We start from the raw sequence: 14526 nt of genomic DNA on the forward strand, positions 1-14526 counted from the left end.
CTGAGATTGAGGGCAGCAGGCGCTCATCCCATACGCTAACTGACGATAGCGTCGCCGACATCTTCCTGACCTGTTGATAGGTCCCGCGCCGTCAACCTTTTCTTAACCCTGCCGGTTTGATCGCTCGAAAATTCCGGCTGCGGACGGATGCCGCTCGTTGACTTTGAAACAAAATTAGAACAAATTGCGAACATATCAACAACAGGAGAGAGTTATGACCGATCTGGTTCAGGATGTCATCTCGCTGGTTTGCATGAGCACCTTCCTCATTTCCATGGCGATCTGGATCGGAGCCATGTGAGGTGACCGTCTCTGCAGTCGCTGTTCCGGCGGACGAAAGTCCGCTTTGCCGTTAAGCCTTTCTTGCCGCCCATGGCGCTAGGGTGTCGCTCCTGAAAGCAGGAGCGCCGCGTGTCGCCCATCGTCGCCGCCTTCCTCGTGGCCAGCAATCTCGGGCTGATTTTTCTCCTGATGAGCGTGCCGCTTGGTTTGCGCACAATCAGGCTCAGCCGCACGGTCGCGGCCGACCGGCAGCGTCTGTGGCAGGCGCTGTGGCCGCTCGGGAGCAATGCCGGCTGGTCCGGCGAAATCCTCTCGGCGGAGATGCTGGGCGAGGGAGTGGTCCGCACCAGAATGTCCTGGGAGGGCCGGGACGGCCTGCCGATCGAACGCAAGGCCCTGCTCGAGAATGTCGTGCATGGCAGGTGCTTTTCGATGCGCGTCATCGAGGACACGGCGCTCGATCCGTCTTTCTGGGCGCATTATCGGGAAACCGCGCAGTTGGTCTCGATTGGCGAGGCCACCCGGGTTACGCTCACCCAGACCGACCGTTACCGCGGCGTGGCCTTCCTGGCGTTCCGCTATTTCGCCATGCGCCGCGAACTCGCCAAGCTGGATGGCTGGGCCAGGACAGGGCGGTATCGCAAGGGCGGCTGGTTCGAACATCCGCTGAGTCAGCTCGGCTTCGCCGCTCTCTCGGCATTCATCCTGTGGCCGTTCTTCGGGCTTCACCGCGGCGGGCTTGCTCTGGCCGCGATCCTGACTTCCGTTGTCGCCCTGCACGAGCTCGGCCACATGGCGGCATTCCGCCTGATGGGCCACCGCAGGGCGCGCATGATCTTCATCCCGCTGCTCGGCGGCCTCGCCATTGGCGGCCGGCCCTATGACAGCCGTTTCGAAGTTGCGTTCGTGGCGCTGATGGGCGCTGGGTTCTCTGCTTTCCTGGTGCCGTTGGCGATGATGGGCAGCACGTTTGCAAGCGCGGAAGGGCACTGGCTTGCCGCGACATTGCTGGCGACACTGGCGGGCTGTGCTGCCCTGTTCAACATCGCCAATCTGGTGCCGGTGTGGAAATTCGATGGCGGCCAGGTGCTGCGCCAGATCTGCCCGGGGCCGGTCGCGCTGGCGCTGGCCTCCTTCTTCCTGCTCTCGGCGTTCCTGGCGCTTGGCTGGCGGGCCGGCTTTTCCATCGGCTTTCTGCTCGTGGCCGGCGCGGTCTTTGCAATCCTCAGCCTTCTGACAGCGGGCAGCGGGGTGAAGCCGCGCCACGAACTGAAGCCGATCCGCACGGCCGACCGTTTCGTCATCGCGGGCGCGCTGCTGGCGGTGTTCCTCATCCACGGTTATGGAGTGCTCTGGGCGTCGGCACGGCTGATCTGAGCTGTCCGGGAAGCGTTCAGCCGGCCTCGCGGGCTGTTTCCACGGGCAAGGCCGTGGCTGGGCCGAAGACATCCTCGAACGCTGATTTCAGCGCCAGGTCGAGATCGGCCATCGTCACCGGCAGCCCGAGATCGACGAGGCTGGTGACGCCGTGGTCCTGCACGCCGCACGGCACGATACCGCTGAAATGGCCGAGGTCCGGCTCGACATTGATGGCGATACCGTGAAAACTCACCCAGCGCCTGAGCCGAATGCCTATTGCCGCGATCTTGTCCTCGGCGGCAGAGCCGTCCGGCAGGGCAGGGCGATCGGGCCGTACCACCCAGACGCCGACGCGATCCTCACGGCGCTCGCCATTGACGTTGAAGGCGGCGAGCGTGCCGATGATCCATTGTTCGAGGGCGGCGACGAAGGCGCGCACATCCTCCCGGCGGCGTTTCAGGTCGAGCATGACGTAGGCGACGCGCTGGCCCGGCCCATGATAGGTGTATTCGCCGCCGCGGCCGGCCGAAAACACCGGGAACCGGTTGGCGTCGATCAGGTCCTCGCTGCGCGCACTCGTGCCGGCGGTATAGAGCGGCGGATGTTCGACCAGCCAGACCATCTCGCCGGCGGCCCCGCTGCGGATCGCTTCGGCGCGCGCCTCCATGAAGGCAAGCGCCTCGGGGTAGGCGGTGAGGCCGGGCTCGATCGCCCATTCGACGGGCGCCGAACCGGGCAAAGGCAGGAACGACGTGGCGATCTGGCTGCGTTCTGGCATGGGATGTCTCTTGTTGTACTCCATATGGCGATATCGGGCCGAAACGTCCAGTTCGCGGTGCATTTTGGCGCTTTGATCCGTTATGGCAATTCCCAGCGATTAAATGCTCGGGGCGCACTTGTTTCGCCGGAAACGATTTGCTACACGCCGCGAGCCGGTCGGTTCCGGCTCCTACCACGTGCGGTCGTGGCGGAATTGGTAGACGCGCAGCGTTGAGGTCGCTGTGGGGCAACCCGTGGAAGTTCGAGTCTTCTCGACCGCACCATTCTCTCTCCCCAGAATCTGATTTGTAGCGGCACCTCCAGCCCTACGGGCACCGCGCATTTCGTTTGATATTCCCGCGCGTTACGCCAGTTTCTTTTTGGGCGTCGGATTTTCCCGAAACCGGTTTCCACTTTCGGGTCCGATGTTCTAGACCTGAGATGCACCTTTTCCAGGATTGCAATGGCGGGAGGCGCTGGTGGAAGGCCAGGACGAACGGACGACCGGCGCTGGGGTCGCTGACGAACACCGCGCCGACATCTACGGTGAGGACGGCGCTGTCCTTTCGTCCTTTCTCGCCCAGATCGGCGCGGCGATCGCCGACCGCGATACGCTCACGCTCAAGCGTGAGGTCGACGACCTGCACCAGTCGGAAATGGGCGACCTGATCGAGGCGCTGCATCCCGACCAGCGGCGCGCCCTTGTCGAGCTTTTGGGGGCCGACTTCGATTTTTCCGCGCTGACCGAGGTCGACGAGGCGATCCGCATGGACATCGTCGACAATCTGCCCAACGCGCAGATTGCCCAGGCGGTGCAGGAACTCGATTCCGACGATGCGGTCTACATCCTCGAGGATCTCGAACCGGAGGACCAGGACGAGATCCTGTCGCAGCTGCCGTTTACCGAGCGCATCAGGCTACGTCGCTCGCTCGATTACCCCGAGGAGACCGCCGGGCGGCGCATGCAGACGGAGTTCGTCGCGGTGCCGCCGTTCTGGACGGTCGGCCAGACCATCGACTACATGCGCGAGGACAAGAACCTTCCCGACCGCTTCAGCCAGATCTTCGTCATCGATCCGAGCTTCAAGCTGCTTGGCGCCATAGACCTCGACCAGATCCTGCGCACCAAGCGCTCGGTCAAGGTCGAGGAGGTCATGCATGAGACGCGGCACGCCATTCCGGCCACGATGGACCAGGAAGAGGCCGCGCGGGAGTTCGAGCAATATGACCTTCTGTCGGCCGCCGTCGTCGACGAGAACGAGCGGTTGGTCGGCGTGCTGACCATCGACGACGTCGTCGACGTCATCCAGCAGGAAGCCGAGGAAGATCTCCTGCGCATGGGCGGCGTCGGCGACGAAGAGCTTTCCGACAGCATCTTTTCGACCTCGCGTTCGCGTGTGCCATGGCTGCTTGTCAATCTCCTGACCGCCTTCCTTGCGGCATCGGTGATCGGCCTGTTCGACCACACGATCGAGCGCATTGTGGCGCTCGCCGTGCTGATGCCGATCGTGGCCGGGATGGGCGGCAATGCCGGTTCGCAGACCATGACCGTCACCGTGCGGGCGCTGGCGACAAGGGATCTCGACATCTACAATGCCGGCCGCATCATTCGCCGCGAGATAGGCGTGGGCTTCATCAACGGCATGGTTTTCGCCATATTGATCGGCATCGTAGCCGCCGTCTGGTTCCGCGATGCCAATCTGGGCGGCATCATCGCCGCGGCCATGATCATCAACATGTTCGTTGCGGCCCTTGCCGGCATCCTGATCCCGCTGCTGCTCGACCGCTTCAAGGTCGATCCCGCGGTCGCTTCGGCGGTCTTTGTCACCACGGTCACCGACGTCGTTGGTTTCTTCGCCTTTCTCGGCCTTGCCACGTGGTGGTTCGGCGTCCATTGATCAGGCTCAATTGACTTTTACGTAAATGCCGTGCGAGGCTCGGCGACAGGCAGACTGCGGCCTATTCCGGCAGGTCTGCCGCGGACGGAGAGCAGCAATCGCCAATCTCCGGCTATGGGGCGAGAATGCGGGAATATTATTCGATCACCGAGCTGACGCGCGAATTCGACGTGTCGACACGGACGTTGCGCTTCTACGAGGACGAGGGCCTGGTGCAGCCGGTGCGGCGGGGCCGCACGCGGCTGTTTCGTCCATCCGACCGACACCTGATCCGGCAGATCATGCGCGGAAAACGGCTCGGCTTCTCGATCAACGAGATCCGCGAAATCATCCAGATGTACAAGGAACCGCCCGGCGAGGTCGGCCAGCTCAAGCTGATGATCAAGCGCATCGAGGAAAAGCGCGAGGATCTGAGGCAAAAGCGCCGCGACCTCGAGGAGACATTGGCAGAGCTGGACCAGGCAGAGGAATCCTGCGTCGAGCGGCTGGTCGAGCTCGGGGTTAATACGTAGCGGCCTTCCAGGCAGGACAATCGCTTTAGAGTCGGCGCCGCCCCTCATCGCCCTGTCGGGCACTTCTCCCCGTATAGTGACGGGGAGAAGGGGGCTGACCGTGATCTCGGTCTCTTTCCTGCAACGCTGGTGGCTGGCGAAACCGCTGATGACAGCGCCCCTCTCCCCGTCACTATACGGGGAGAGGATGCCGGCAGGCAGGTGAGGGGCGGCGCCGACATCGACAAATTGTTGGTCTCCGCCACAAATCGGAAACCGTTATCTTCCCGATATGGCTCTGGCAGCCGGCGTTCAGATGCTCAAATCCAGCGCCGCACTCTTTTGGCATAGTCGCGGTATTTTTTGCCGAACTTTGCCGACAGCATCTTTTCTTCCTTTTCCACCGCGACCTTCTGCGTGACGAAGGCAGCGACGAAGGCGAGCGGCAGGAACCAGACGATCCCGGAGATGAAGGCAACGCCGATCAACAGCAGCGTGTTGGCGAGGTACATCGGATTGCGGGTGATGCCGAAAGGACCCGTGGTGACCAAATGGTCCGGCACGGCGTTGGGGTTGAGCGTGGTCTTGGCCCGCGTCATGGTGCGGATGGCGGTGAACCAGAGTGCGGCGACGCCGAACAGCGCCACCCAGCCGGCCGCGTAGAGGAGGTCGCCCAGGAGGTCGCCGATCCAGGGCAGGGGAAAGAGCAGGCCGAGCGCGATGCTGATGGCGATGGCGGCGATGTAGATCAGCGGCGGCCACGGTATCAGCCCAGGTTTGGGCAGGGTCTCGGTCATTCGACACCTTCCTCCGTCATCTTGCTGTCGGTCTGGGCCGTGCAGGTGCCGGCGAGATCCGCCAGATGCGCTCTCCATTCGGCGGTCTGGTCGTTCTTGTAGAGCCGATCAAGCGTTGCCTCGCCCTCCAGCGTGTCCAGCATGCACCCACAATAGCTCGAACAGAACTTGCTGTCGCGCTGCTGCTCGCACGAGATCTGGCAGGTCTTGAGAAAGTTCACCTGCGGGGTTTCGACCTTGGCCGGCATTACTTGCGAGAACAACCAGACACTGCCGATCAGCAGCGGCTGGTGAATCAGGTAGAAGGCCAGGCTGTGCCGGCCGATGAAGCCCAGCGGGTTGGACCAGCGCCCGGGTGCCACATCTGCCAGGCGCGCCAAGGCGCCGAAGCCGGAGGCAAGCTTGGTCGCTCCGAGGCCCACAAGCACCGCACCGAACCACGGGAACAGCGGGACATAGTCGTTGGAGTGTGGGTTGACCGCGGAAAGGCCGACCCACCACAGCCAGGGGTGATCGAACGATTCCAGCCGAAAATAGAAGGGAATGGCGATGACCGCCGCGGCGATCGGCAGTGTGAGCAGCGCCGGCAGGCGCAGGAATGCCAGCCCGAGCAGGCTCGCCAGCGCGATCTGGTGCAGGATGCCGAAGAAGATCCACCCGTCCGGCGTGGCGATACGGGTGGCGACCGAAATGGCGATCGCCGCTCCGGCGACCATGGCGAAGCGTCTCCAGAAGCCGTTCCAGCGGATCTCTTTGCCATGGGCGAGATACAGGCTGACGCCGACCAGGAACAGGAAGGTCGAGGCGATGCAGCGAGCATAGAACTTCCACCAGCCGAAGGCGGTCAGGCCGGGATCGGTGTAGCCGAAGAATTCCAGGTCCCAGGTGAAATGGTAGCTCGCCATGGCGATCAGCGCGATGCCGCGCAGCATGTCGATGGCGACGATGCGCTTGGTCTTCGGCAACTCCGCGGCGGGCATGGTCGGCGTCTGGATGCTCATGGTCTCGCGATCTGATTCAGCCCCGCACGAGGACTATCACGGTTACGCCGGACAAAAGAAGGCCGTGAGCTTCGATACGGACGATCAGCCGGCGCTGCATCAGGCACCCCTTTAGGCCAGCACCGGAAAGCCTTTGACCGGCTTCGTTTTAACCGGGGCACGTCGGTTTCCTGTTACCGGTCGCGAAATGATGGCCGCAGATTTGGCTGGTGATTCTGCTTTGGGGAAGCAATGTCCACGCATGTGCGCCATCCGATCTGGCTACCGGCCCTCAAGGCCGCGGATGCCCGCACCTTCGCCTCGCTCTACGCGGTCGAATCCTTCGCTCGCGCCACGGTGTCGAGCGTCATCCCGATCCAGGCCTACGAGATCCTCCACAACGAGCAGATCGTCTCGATCCTCTACACCATAGTGGCGATGCTCGGCCTGTCCGTGACCTTGTTCATGCCGATGCTGATCCAGCGCTTCGCGCGGCGCTGGGTCTACACGGCGGGCGCCTGCCTGCTGGCGATCGGCTCGTTGTTCTTCGTCACGCATACGCTCGCAGGGCAATTGGCCGGCATGCTGTGCCGTGTCATGGGCGCCAGTGCGCTGTCGATCACGCTCAACCTCTACATCATGGACCACATCCGCAAGACCGATTTCATGCAGGCCGAATCGCTGCGCATGGCGTGGTCGATGTTTGCCTGGACGGGTGGGCCGACGCTCGGCATCTTTCTCTACACGCGCTTCGGCATCTATGCCGCGCATGGCGCGGTCGCCGTATTCGCCTTGGCCCTGCTGGCGTTGTTCTGGACCTACCGGCTCGGCGACAATCCCTCGATCCGGCCGGGCAAGACGCGCCCGGTCAACCCGCTGGCCAATATCGGCCGCTTCGTCGCGCAGCCGAGGCTGAGGCTGGCCTGGCTGATCGCCTTCGGCCGCTCCTGCTTCTGGACGACATTTTTCGTCTATGGTCCGCTGTTCATGGTCATCACCGGTGAGGGCGAACTTGCCGGCGGCATTCTGGTTTCGGCAGGCAACGCGCTTTTGTTCATGGCGATTTTCTGGGGCAAGGCCGGCAAGCGCTTCGGCGGCCGCAGGACCATGACTTTTGCCTATTTCGCCATGTCGGTGGTGCTGCTGGCGGCGGGTGCCGTCGGCGAAAGCGCGCCGCTCGTCACCGGCGCCTTCCTGCTGTGCGGCGCCTTCTTCACCATCGCGCTCGACGCGCTGGGCTCGACCGCCTTCATGCGCTCGGTCCGCTCTTATGAGCGGGCGCAGATGGCTGCGGTCTACCGCACTTATCTCGACTTTTCCGAACTGACGCCGCCGCTGGTCTACTCGGTGGTGCTGGCCTTTTTCGGACTGGGCTCGGTTTTCGTCACGCTCGGCCTGCTTGCGGCGGTCTGCGGTTATGTCACCTGGCGGTATCTGCCGAAGTCGCTGTGAAGCTTACGGCACAAGCGCAGCATGTCGTTCGCGTACCCAATCGTGGAAGCGGTGGAGGTCGTACTCCTCCGGCATCAGCACGCCGGCCTTATGGCGCATGGAGCGCAGCCCTTTCTGGTTGACCTCGCAGATCGCGGCATCCTCCTCCAGCACCTGGGTGCCGAATCCGACGATGTTGTCGATGTCGGTGGCGGCGAGCGCGTCGGGCGCGAACAGCCATTCGGCGGTCAATTCGGTCTGCTCGGGGCCAAGCGGCACCAGCCGTACGGACCTGACATAGTCGACGTGGCCGACGATGAACATCGAGGGCAGGCTGGTGGTGTAGGTCTGGCCGGCGGCGTGCTCGGCCGGCGTCAGGCCCGAAAAGACCGGCCCATGCGCCTGGCCGTCACGTGACCATGTTTCGGCACCCGCCCGCAGCCCGCCGGAAAATTCCGGCGCGTCATTGTCGGCATGGCGGGTCCATTCGGGGTCGTCATGCCGGCCCATCAGGCCCCGGCCGTAGATCGGCACCAGCCGCGACAGGTCCTTGTGGACGCCGGGGCAATGCAGGCACTCGTTGAAGTTTTCCCAGAAGATTTTCCAGTTGGAGTTCATCATTTTGCGCAGCACATGGCCCGATACCAGCGATTCCAGCGGCCAGTTACCGAGATCGCCGGAGGCCGGGTCGAAGGATGATTGCGCCGAGCCGGCGGCATCTTCCGCGAGATTGACGAAGACGAAGCCGCGCCAGACCGACAGCGCGACGCGATAGAGCGGATGGTCCGCCTTGTCGAAACCTTCGGGCAGCGTTTTCGACGGCACGCGCACGAGATCGCCGCGCAGCGAATAGGACCATGCGTGGTAGGGGCAGGTGATCAGCCGCGCCTTCAGCCGGCCCTCGCGTTCCTGGTAAAGCTGCGAGCCGCGATGCCGGCAGGTGTTGTGGAAGGCGCGCAGTTCGCCGGTATCGTCACGCAGCACGACGATCTCCTGGGTGCCGACACGGAAGGTGCGGAAAGCCAGCGGTTGGGCGAGATCAGCTTCACGGCAGACGAGCAGCCAGTTCCTGTACCAGATGGCGTCGAGGTCGCGCTGGTAGGCCGCCGCATCCCAATAGGCCGAGGACGGCAATGTCGGCTCGGCCCGGGTGAGGCCGTTATAGGGGGCGTGCTGGCTCTGGACGGGCTGCATGGCTGGCCTCCTGTGAGGATGGCAGCCGACACCCGGCCACGGAAATTGTCAATTGCAGCGGAGCAAGCGGCCGGACGGCGCTAAAGCGCTTGTCGCCGTCGGAATTTGGTTTGCCGGATGCGGCGATTTTCCCTATAGTCACCTTCGTCGTCGGTTCCGATTGGAGCCAAGAGGGAATGCGGTGCGGGCAGATTTGTTGCCCAATGCCGTGGCTGCCCCCGCAACTGTGTGCGGTAGTCCTCTCCATATGCCACTGAAGATTTTCTTCGGGAAGGTGGGGAAGGGCGCTGATCCGCGAGCCAGGAGACCTGCCGGCGACAGGAAACTGACTTCGATGCCCTCGGGTGGAGGGTGAAAGGACAAGACATGAATACCGCTTCCGTCTCCCTCGGCGCCTCCATCTCCTCGCAGTCGCGCCTCCTGCAGCTCGCGCTCGCGGCGCTGCTCGGCGTTTTCGTCGTAGGCTTTGTCGGTTTCTCGCATATCGACGCGGTCCACAATGCCGCGCACGACTATCGCCACTCGATGGCGTTTCCCTGCCACTGATAGGGATTTGACATCATGAACCTGTTTCGCAACGTCGTGTTCATCGCGGCGATCGCAGGGCTCGTGGCCGGTGTCGTTCTCGCCTGCATGCAGGCCTATGCCACCGTGCCGTTGATCCTGAAGGCGGAAGTCTACGAACAGGCCGGCGGCGGCCACCACCACGACCATACCGCACCGGCCCCGACCGACAACAACGCCATGAACTCTGCCGCCCCGGCGGGCAATGCCATGAGCTCCGCCGCGCCGGCAGCCGCTGAAGCTGTTCCGGCTGAAGAGGAAGGCTGGGCGCCGGCCGACGGCTTCGAGCGCTTCGCCTTCAGCGTGCTTGCCAACATCGTCACCGGCATCGGCTTCGCGCTGGTCCTGGTCGCGGTTTCGGAATTCGCCGGCGGCATCGGCAACTTGCGCCAGGGCGTGTTCTGGGGACTGGCCGGCTTTGCCGTGTTCACGCTGGCGCCGGGCCTCGGCCTGCCGCCGGAACTGCCGGCCATGCCTGCCGCCGAGCTTCTGCCACGCCAGATCTGGTGGACGGCGACGGTGGCGGCGACGGCGATCGGCCTTGCCCTGATCGCCTTCCGCAAATCACTGCCGCTGGCGATTCTGGGCGTGGTGTTGATCGTCGCGCCGCATATTGTCGGCGCGCCGCAGCCGGACAGTTTCGAGACGCCGATTCCGGAAGGCCTGCACCATCAGTTCGTGGTGGCGGTAACCGTGACCAATCTGGTGTTCTGGCTCGTGCTCGGCGCTGTCGTCGGCGTGGTGCGCGGACGCTTCACCGGCAGCGCGACGAGCCTGCGCGACAGCTTTGCCTGATCGCGGAAGACTGACCTTCATCATCGGCGGTGCGCGCTCCGGCAAGAGCGCGCACGCCGAAACGCTGATGACGGCCTTGCCTTCGCCATGGACCTACATCGCCACGGCGCAAGCCTATGACGACGAGATGCGGCAGCGCATCGCGTTGCACCGGTCGCGGCGCGGCGAGGGCTGGACGACCATCGATGCACCGCTTGGCCTTGTCGGTGCACTCGAGGCCCTACCGGAGGACCAGCCGGTCCTTGTCGACTGCCTGACGCTCTGGCTGACCAATCACATGCTGGCCGATCATGATGTAGAGGCCGAATGTCGGCGGCTGGCTGACATGCTGTCGCGGCCGCGCGGACCCTGGTTCGTGGTATCCAACGAGGTCGGGCAAGGCATCGTGCCCGACAATGCGCTGGGGCGCCGGTTCCGCGACGCCGCCGGCCGGCTCAACCAGCAGGTCGCGGCGATTGCCGAGACCGTGCTTTTGATGGTGGCGGGGCTGCCGCTCAAGGTGAAGTGACATGACCGACATCGACGAAAAGGACGAAGAGCGCCACCGCGCCAAGATGGCCAAGCGCAAGGCGGTCCAAGACGCCGAGGTGGCGAGCAAGACGGTCGAAAAGGGGCTGCTGATCGTCAACACCGGTCCCGGCAAAGGCAAGACCACGGCTGCCTTTGGCCTGGCGTTGCGCATGCTCGGCTATGGCAAGCGCGTCGGCGTCGTCCAGTTCATCAAGGGCAAATGGCATACGGGTGAGAAGGAGGCCTTCGCCGCCTTCGGCGACCGCGTCGTGTGGCACGCGATGGGCGAGGGGTTCACCTGGGAGACACAGGATCTGAAGCGCGACATCGCGGCGGCCGAGGCCGCCTGGGCCAAGGCGCTGGAGCTGATGGCCGATCCGTCGATCAGTCTCGTCGTGCTCGACGAACTCAACATCGCGCTGCGCTACGAGTATCTCGATCTGGACAAGGTGGTTGCCGCGCTGAAAGCGCGCCGCGAGGGCCTGCATGTCGTCGTCACCGGTCGCAACGCCAAGCCGGCGCTGGTCGAGGCGGCCGACCTGGTGACCGAGATGGGGCTGACCAAGCACCATTTCGCGGCGGGCGTGAAGGCGCAGCAGGGGGTGGAGTTTTGAGAGCTGTTGTCCCCTTTTGTGGATGAGCATTCAAGTCTGGTCGCCAAACGCTTCCAGCAGGGCTCACTTCCTTTTCCTCCGGAGGGGGAAAGGTGGGGCTGCGAAGCAGCGACGGATTGGGGGAAGGCGGTTATCGAACGCGCGGTCCGCAGACAGGCAGGCGCAACCCGGCGGGTGCGAGAAACGCGACTGCCGAGCTCGTCGACCCCCACTCCGTCTCGGCTTCGCCGAGCCACCTCTCCCCCGATCGACGGGGGAGAGGAAAGGCGCGAACCTGTTGCAGCCCGGCTCCCTTCCTCCCCTTCGAGAGAGAACTCACGGGGGGTGAGATCATGCCAGAATGACGATCGCCGAAAGCACGCCGAACAGCGCAATCAGCAAATAATCGGCGACGCGGTAGAGTTTCAGCGCCCGCCTTATGTCGATGCTGTCGGCTTCGCGCCGGCCGCCTTCGCCCATGAACGCGTCGTCGACAACGACGCCGCCATAGCTGCGCGGCCCGGCGAGCGCCAGGCCAAGTGCGCCGGCCATCGCCGCCTCCGGCCAGCCGGCATTGGGCGAGCGGTGTTTTTTCGCGTCGCGCCGCACCGCCTGCCATGCGGCTTTCGCGTCGGCGCCTTTCACCAGGAAAGCCGCCAACGTGATGAGCAACGCCGTCAGCCTCGACGCCGGCAGGTTGATCCAATCGTCGAAGCGTGCGGCTGCCCTGCCGAACGTTTCGTGGCGCGGCGTGCGATGGCCGATCATCGAATCGGCGGTGTTGGCGGCCTTGTAGGCGGCGCCGCCGGCGAGGCCGCCGACGCCCGTCCAGAAGGCGGGGGCAACGATGCCGTCGGAAAAATTCTCGGCCAGGCTCTCGATCGCCGCGCGGCAGACGCCGGCCCTGTCGAGGGTTTCGGGATCGCGGCCGACGATGCGCGAGACGGCGGCGCGGCCCATGTCGAGGCCGCCCGAGTCGAGCGCATCGGCGACGGCCTCGACATGCTCATAAAGGCTCCGCTGCGACAGGAACGATGTTGCCAGAAGGGCGGTGATGAACAGTCCCAGGGGAATGAACCAGAGCAGGATCTGCACGCACAGGCCAATTAGCGCCGGCACCAGCACGATGACCAGAAGCGCCTGGACACCACGTTGGCGACGCAGTGCGTCGGGATCAGTGGCGCGGTTGAGCCTGCGATCGAGAAAGGATATCAGCCTGCCAAACCACGTCACGGGATGGCCGATGGCGCGAAACAGCCAGTCGGGGTAGCCCAGCGCGGATTCGATGGCCAATGACAGGAAAGCGATCAGGACTGACATGAAGCTTCTTGAAGGAGCGGTGGACCATGGTGGAAGTCTCGGCCGGGCAAGGGCGCTTTTCCCCAACGCCCCCCAGCCTTTCGTCGACCTCTCGACCGGAATCAATCCGCACTCCTACCCGCTTTTGGAGCTGCCCGCCACCTCGCTGTCGCGATTGCCGGAAGCGGGGCGGGCGCGTGAGCTGACGGCGATCGCGGCCAGTAGCTATGGTGCGCCCTCGCCAGCCAATGTCGTCGCTGCGCCCGGTACGCAGATCCTGCTGCCGCGCGTGGCATCGCTGGTCGCGCCGGGCAGGGCGCTCGTTCTAGGGCCGACCTATGCCGAACATGCCCGCGCGGCGGCGATCGCGGGGCACGAGGTGACCGAAGTCAGCGATTTCGCTGATCTGGCGAATGCCGACCTTGCCGTCGTGGTCAACCCGAACAACCCGGATGGGCGCATCGTCGAGCGCGACCGGCTGCTGGCGCTGGCCGCCGGTTTGCGCGCCAAGGGCGGGCTGCTGGTCGTCGACGAGGCGTTCATGGATGTCGGCCCGCGCGAACACAGCCTTGCCGGCGATGTCGGCCAGGGCGGCATCGTCGTGCTGCGCTCTTTCGGCAAGTTTTTCGGGCTGGCCGGTTTGCGGCTTGGATTTGCGCTTGCCGACGCGCCGGCGGCCCAACGGCTGGAAACGCAATTCGGACCTTGGGCCGTCGCCGGCCCGGCGCTCGAATATGGCATTCGCGCACTTGCCGATATCGGCTGGCAGGACGCGATGCGCGCGTCGCTGGCGGAGGTATCGGCTCGGCTCGACGGGCTGTTCGGTCGTTTCGGCGTGCCTGCCGCGGGCGGCACCACATTGTTCCGCTATCTCAGGCTGTCGGATGCCGCCGGCTTGTTTTCTGTGCTTGGGGAACGCGGCATCCTGCTTCGCCATTTCACCGACCGCCCGCATGTCCTGCGGGCCGGCCTGCCGGGGAACGGGGAGGAGTGGCTGCGGCTTGAATCCGCCCTTGCCGAATGGGCGGCCCGGCGCGAGGATCGAGCGGAAGGTATCAAACCATGATCCATGTCTGCTCGCTGGCAAAGGTCGAGGAAACGGTGGCGAGGACCGGCGCCGAGCGGCTGCTGTCGCTGTTGGCCGCCGGCACCGATGTGCTCCGCCCGGCCTCGATCATGAGGGAAAACCATCTGCACCTGGTCATGCACGACATCGCGGCGGCGCAGGATGGCATGACCATGCCGGGCGAGGAGCATGTGCGCAATCTGCTCGATTTCGCGCGCCGCTGGGACCGCGCAAGGCCGATGGTCGTGCATTGCTATGCCGGCATCAGCCGCTCGACGGCCTCCGCCTATATCATCGCTGCCGCGCTGGCGCCGAAACGCGACGAGGCCGAGCTGGCCCGGACGTTGCGGACGCTGTCGCCTTCGGCGACGCCAAATCCGCGGCTGATCGCGGTGGCCGACGCGCTGCTTGGTCGAGGCGGCCGCATGATCGCGGCAATCGAAGCGATCGGGCGCGGCGCCGATGCCTTTGAAGGCACACCGTTCGAACTGAAGATCGATATGTAGGG

Annotated in this window: 15 protein-coding genes, 1 tRNA gene and 1 riboswitch; of the genes, 11 read left to right on the plus strand and 5 right to left on the minus strand. The window is 64.4% G+C overall.

Annotated elements, in window-relative coordinates:
* The first annotated feature begins 411 nt into the window (after window positions 1-411).
* On the plus strand, window positions 412-1659 hold the full coding sequence (locus tag FJ490_RS12155) for a site-2 protease family protein (RefSeq protein ID WP_140728976.1): 1248 nt from the start codon (window positions 412-414) through the stop codon (window positions 1657-1659).
* Between the two features lie 16 nt (window positions 1660-1675).
* On the opposite strand, the gene lipB is transcribed toward FJ490_RS12155, so the two are convergent.
* Window positions 1676-2419 (minus strand): lipoyl(octanoyl) transferase LipB, encoded by a 744-nt coding sequence (gene lipB / locus FJ490_RS12160; protein WP_140555005.1) that lies wholly within the window; start codon window positions 2417-2419, stop codon window positions 1676-1678.
* Window positions 2420-2599: 180 nt separating this feature from the next.
* Between lipB and FJ490_RS12165 the strand changes: the two genes are divergently transcribed.
* From FJ490_RS12165 to FJ490_RS12175, 3 genes are all read left to right on the plus strand, one after another.
* Window positions 2600-2684 (plus strand) — tRNA-Leu (locus FJ490_RS12165).
* A gap of 195 nt (window positions 2685-2879) precedes the next feature.
* Window positions 2880-4298 carry a magnesium transporter gene (gene mgtE, locus FJ490_RS12170; protein ID WP_140728975.1) on the plus strand — a complete coding sequence of 473 codons (1419 nt, stop codon included), beginning with the start codon at window positions 2880-2882 and terminating at the stop codon, window positions 4296-4298.
* Between the two features lie 125 nt (window positions 4299-4423).
* The gene (locus FJ490_RS12175; RefSeq protein WP_006203215.1) at window positions 4424-4810 is read left to right on the plus strand and encodes a MerR family DNA-binding transcriptional regulator; all 387 of its coding nucleotides are present in this window, start codon (window positions 4424-4426) and stop codon (window positions 4808-4810) included.
* A 299-nt stretch (window positions 4811-5109) separates the two neighbouring features.
* Here the strand turns inward: FJ490_RS12175 and FJ490_RS12185 are convergent, their stop codons facing one another.
* Complete coding sequence (locus FJ490_RS12185; protein ID WP_140728974.1) at window positions 5110-5586, minus strand: isoprenylcysteine carboxylmethyltransferase family protein; 477 nt, start codon at window positions 5584-5586, stop codon at window positions 5110-5112.
* Entirely contained in the window at window positions 5583-6587 is a 1005-nt protein-coding gene (locus tag FJ490_RS12190) for a DUF1624 domain-containing protein (protein WP_140559586.1), read from the minus strand. Before FJ490_RS12190 ends, FJ490_RS12185 begins: the two co-directional genes overlap by 4 nt.
* 231 nt (window positions 6588-6818) lie before the next feature.
* Here FJ490_RS12190 and FJ490_RS12195 point away from each other — a divergent pair, with 231 nt between their 5' ends.
* Complete coding sequence (locus FJ490_RS12195) at window positions 6819-8018, plus strand: MFS transporter (protein WP_140495600.1); 1200 nt, start codon at window positions 6819-6821, stop codon at window positions 8016-8018.
* Window positions 8019-8021: 3 nt separating this feature from the next.
* Here the strand turns inward: FJ490_RS12195 and FJ490_RS12200 are convergent, their stop codons facing one another.
* Window positions 8022-9191: an aromatic ring-hydroxylating dioxygenase subunit alpha gene (locus tag FJ490_RS12200; RefSeq protein ID WP_140728973.1), complete on the minus strand. Its 1170-nt coding sequence runs from the start codon at window positions 9189-9191 to the stop codon at window positions 8022-8024.
* A gap of 134 nt (window positions 9192-9325) precedes the next feature.
* Window positions 9326-9522: riboswitch (cobalamin riboswitch) on the plus strand.
* Window positions 9523-9557: 35 nt separating this feature from the next.
* Here FJ490_RS12200 and FJ490_RS12205 point away from each other — a divergent pair.
* From FJ490_RS12205 to cobO, 4 genes are read left to right on the plus strand one after another with little or no spacing between them, the layout of a single operon-like run.
* Window positions 9558-9737 carry a CbtB domain-containing protein gene (locus FJ490_RS12205; protein WP_140495602.1) on the plus strand — a complete coding sequence of 60 codons (180 nt, stop codon included), beginning with the start codon at window positions 9558-9560 and terminating at the stop codon, window positions 9735-9737.
* 15 nt (window positions 9738-9752) lie between these two features.
* On the plus strand, window positions 9753-10550 hold the full coding sequence (locus tag FJ490_RS12210; protein ID WP_140728972.1) for a CbtA family protein: 798 nt from the start codon (window positions 9753-9755) through the stop codon (window positions 10548-10550).
* On the plus strand, window positions 10543-11058 hold the full coding sequence (cobU, locus tag FJ490_RS12215; protein ID WP_140521135.1) for a bifunctional adenosylcobinamide kinase/adenosylcobinamide-phosphate guanylyltransferase: 516 nt from the start codon (window positions 10543-10545) through the stop codon (window positions 11056-11058). The genes FJ490_RS12210 and cobU overlap by 8 nt, the downstream gene beginning before the upstream one ends.
* A 1-nt stretch (window position 11059) precedes the next feature.
* The gene (gene cobO / locus FJ490_RS12220; protein WP_140495605.1) at window positions 11060-11674 is read left to right on the plus strand and encodes a cob(I)yrinic acid a,c-diamide adenosyltransferase; all 615 of its coding nucleotides are present in this window, start codon (window positions 11060-11062) and stop codon (window positions 11672-11674) included.
* Window positions 11675-12004: 330 nt separating this feature from the next.
* Here cobO and cbiB read toward each other — a convergent pair whose 3' ends face one another.
* Window positions 12005-12973, minus strand: coding sequence for an adenosylcobinamide-phosphate synthase CbiB (cbiB, locus tag FJ490_RS12225; RefSeq protein WP_140728971.1), 969 nt, complete (start codon window positions 12971-12973; stop codon window positions 12005-12007).
* On the opposite strand from cbiB, the gene cobD reads away from it, so the two are divergent.
* Both cobD and FJ490_RS12235 read left to right on the plus strand, forming a co-directional pair.
* Window positions 12972-14018: a threonine-phosphate decarboxylase CobD gene (gene cobD / locus FJ490_RS12230; protein WP_140728970.1), complete on the plus strand. Its 1047-nt coding sequence runs from the start codon at window positions 12972-12974 to the stop codon at window positions 14016-14018. The genes cbiB and cobD overlap by 2 nt on opposite strands.
* Window positions 14015-14524 carry a tyrosine phosphatase family protein gene (locus FJ490_RS12235; protein ID WP_140675264.1) on the plus strand — a complete coding sequence of 170 codons (510 nt, stop codon included), beginning with the start codon at window positions 14015-14017 and terminating at the stop codon, window positions 14522-14524. The genes cobD and FJ490_RS12235 overlap by 4 nt, the downstream gene beginning before the upstream one ends.
* Window positions 14525-14526: the final 2 nt, after the last annotated feature.

This window comes from Mesorhizobium sp. B2-5-11, from assembly GCF_006440835.1.
In the GTDB taxonomy this organism is placed as follows: domain Bacteria; phylum Pseudomonadota; class Alphaproteobacteria; order Rhizobiales; family Rhizobiaceae; genus Mesorhizobium.

What these genes read in the sequence shown, in the direction of transcription:
- lipB (WP_140555005.1), bottom strand. Translation starts at nt 2,419, where the DNA reads ATGCCAGAACGCAGCCAGATCGCCACGTCGTTCCTGCCTTTGCCCGGT.
- FJ490_RS12175 (WP_006203215.1), top strand. Translation starts at nt 4,424, where the DNA reads ATGCGGGAATATTATTCGATCACCGAGCTGACGCGCGAATTCGACGTG.
- FJ490_RS12185 (WP_140728974.1), bottom strand. Translation starts at nt 5,586, where the DNA reads ATGACCGAGACCCTGCCCAAACCTGGGCTGATACCGTGGCCGCCGCTG.
- FJ490_RS12190 (WP_140559586.1), bottom strand. Translation starts at nt 6,587, where the DNA reads ATGAGCATCCAGACGCCGACCATGCCCGCCGCGGAGTTGCCGAAGACC.
- FJ490_RS12195 (WP_140495600.1), top strand. Translation starts at nt 6,819, where the DNA reads ATGTCCACGCATGTGCGCCATCCGATCTGGCTACCGGCCCTCAAGGCC.
- FJ490_RS12200 (WP_140728973.1), bottom strand. Translation starts at nt 9,191, where the DNA reads ATGCAGCCCGTCCAGAGCCAGCACGCCCCCTATAACGGCCTCACCCGG.
- FJ490_RS12205 (WP_140495602.1), top strand. Translation starts at nt 9,558, where the DNA reads ATGAATACCGCTTCCGTCTCCCTCGGCGCCTCCATCTCCTCGCAGTCG.
- FJ490_RS12210 (WP_140728972.1), top strand. Translation starts at nt 9,753, where the DNA reads ATGAACCTGTTTCGCAACGTCGTGTTCATCGCGGCGATCGCAGGGCTC.
- cobO (WP_140495605.1), top strand. Translation starts at nt 11,060, where the DNA reads ATGACCGACATCGACGAAAAGGACGAAGAGCGCCACCGCGCCAAGATG.
- cobD (WP_140728970.1), top strand. Translation starts at nt 12,972, where the DNA reads ATGAAGCTTCTTGAAGGAGCGGTGGACCATGGTGGAAGTCTCGGCCGG.
- cbiB (WP_140728971.1), bottom strand. Translation starts at nt 12,973, where the DNA reads ATGTCAGTCCTGATCGCTTTCCTGTCATTGGCCATCGAATCCGCGCTG.
- FJ490_RS12235 (WP_140675264.1), top strand. Translation starts at nt 14,015, where the DNA reads ATGATCCATGTCTGCTCGCTGGCAAAGGTCGAGGAAACGGTGGCGAGG.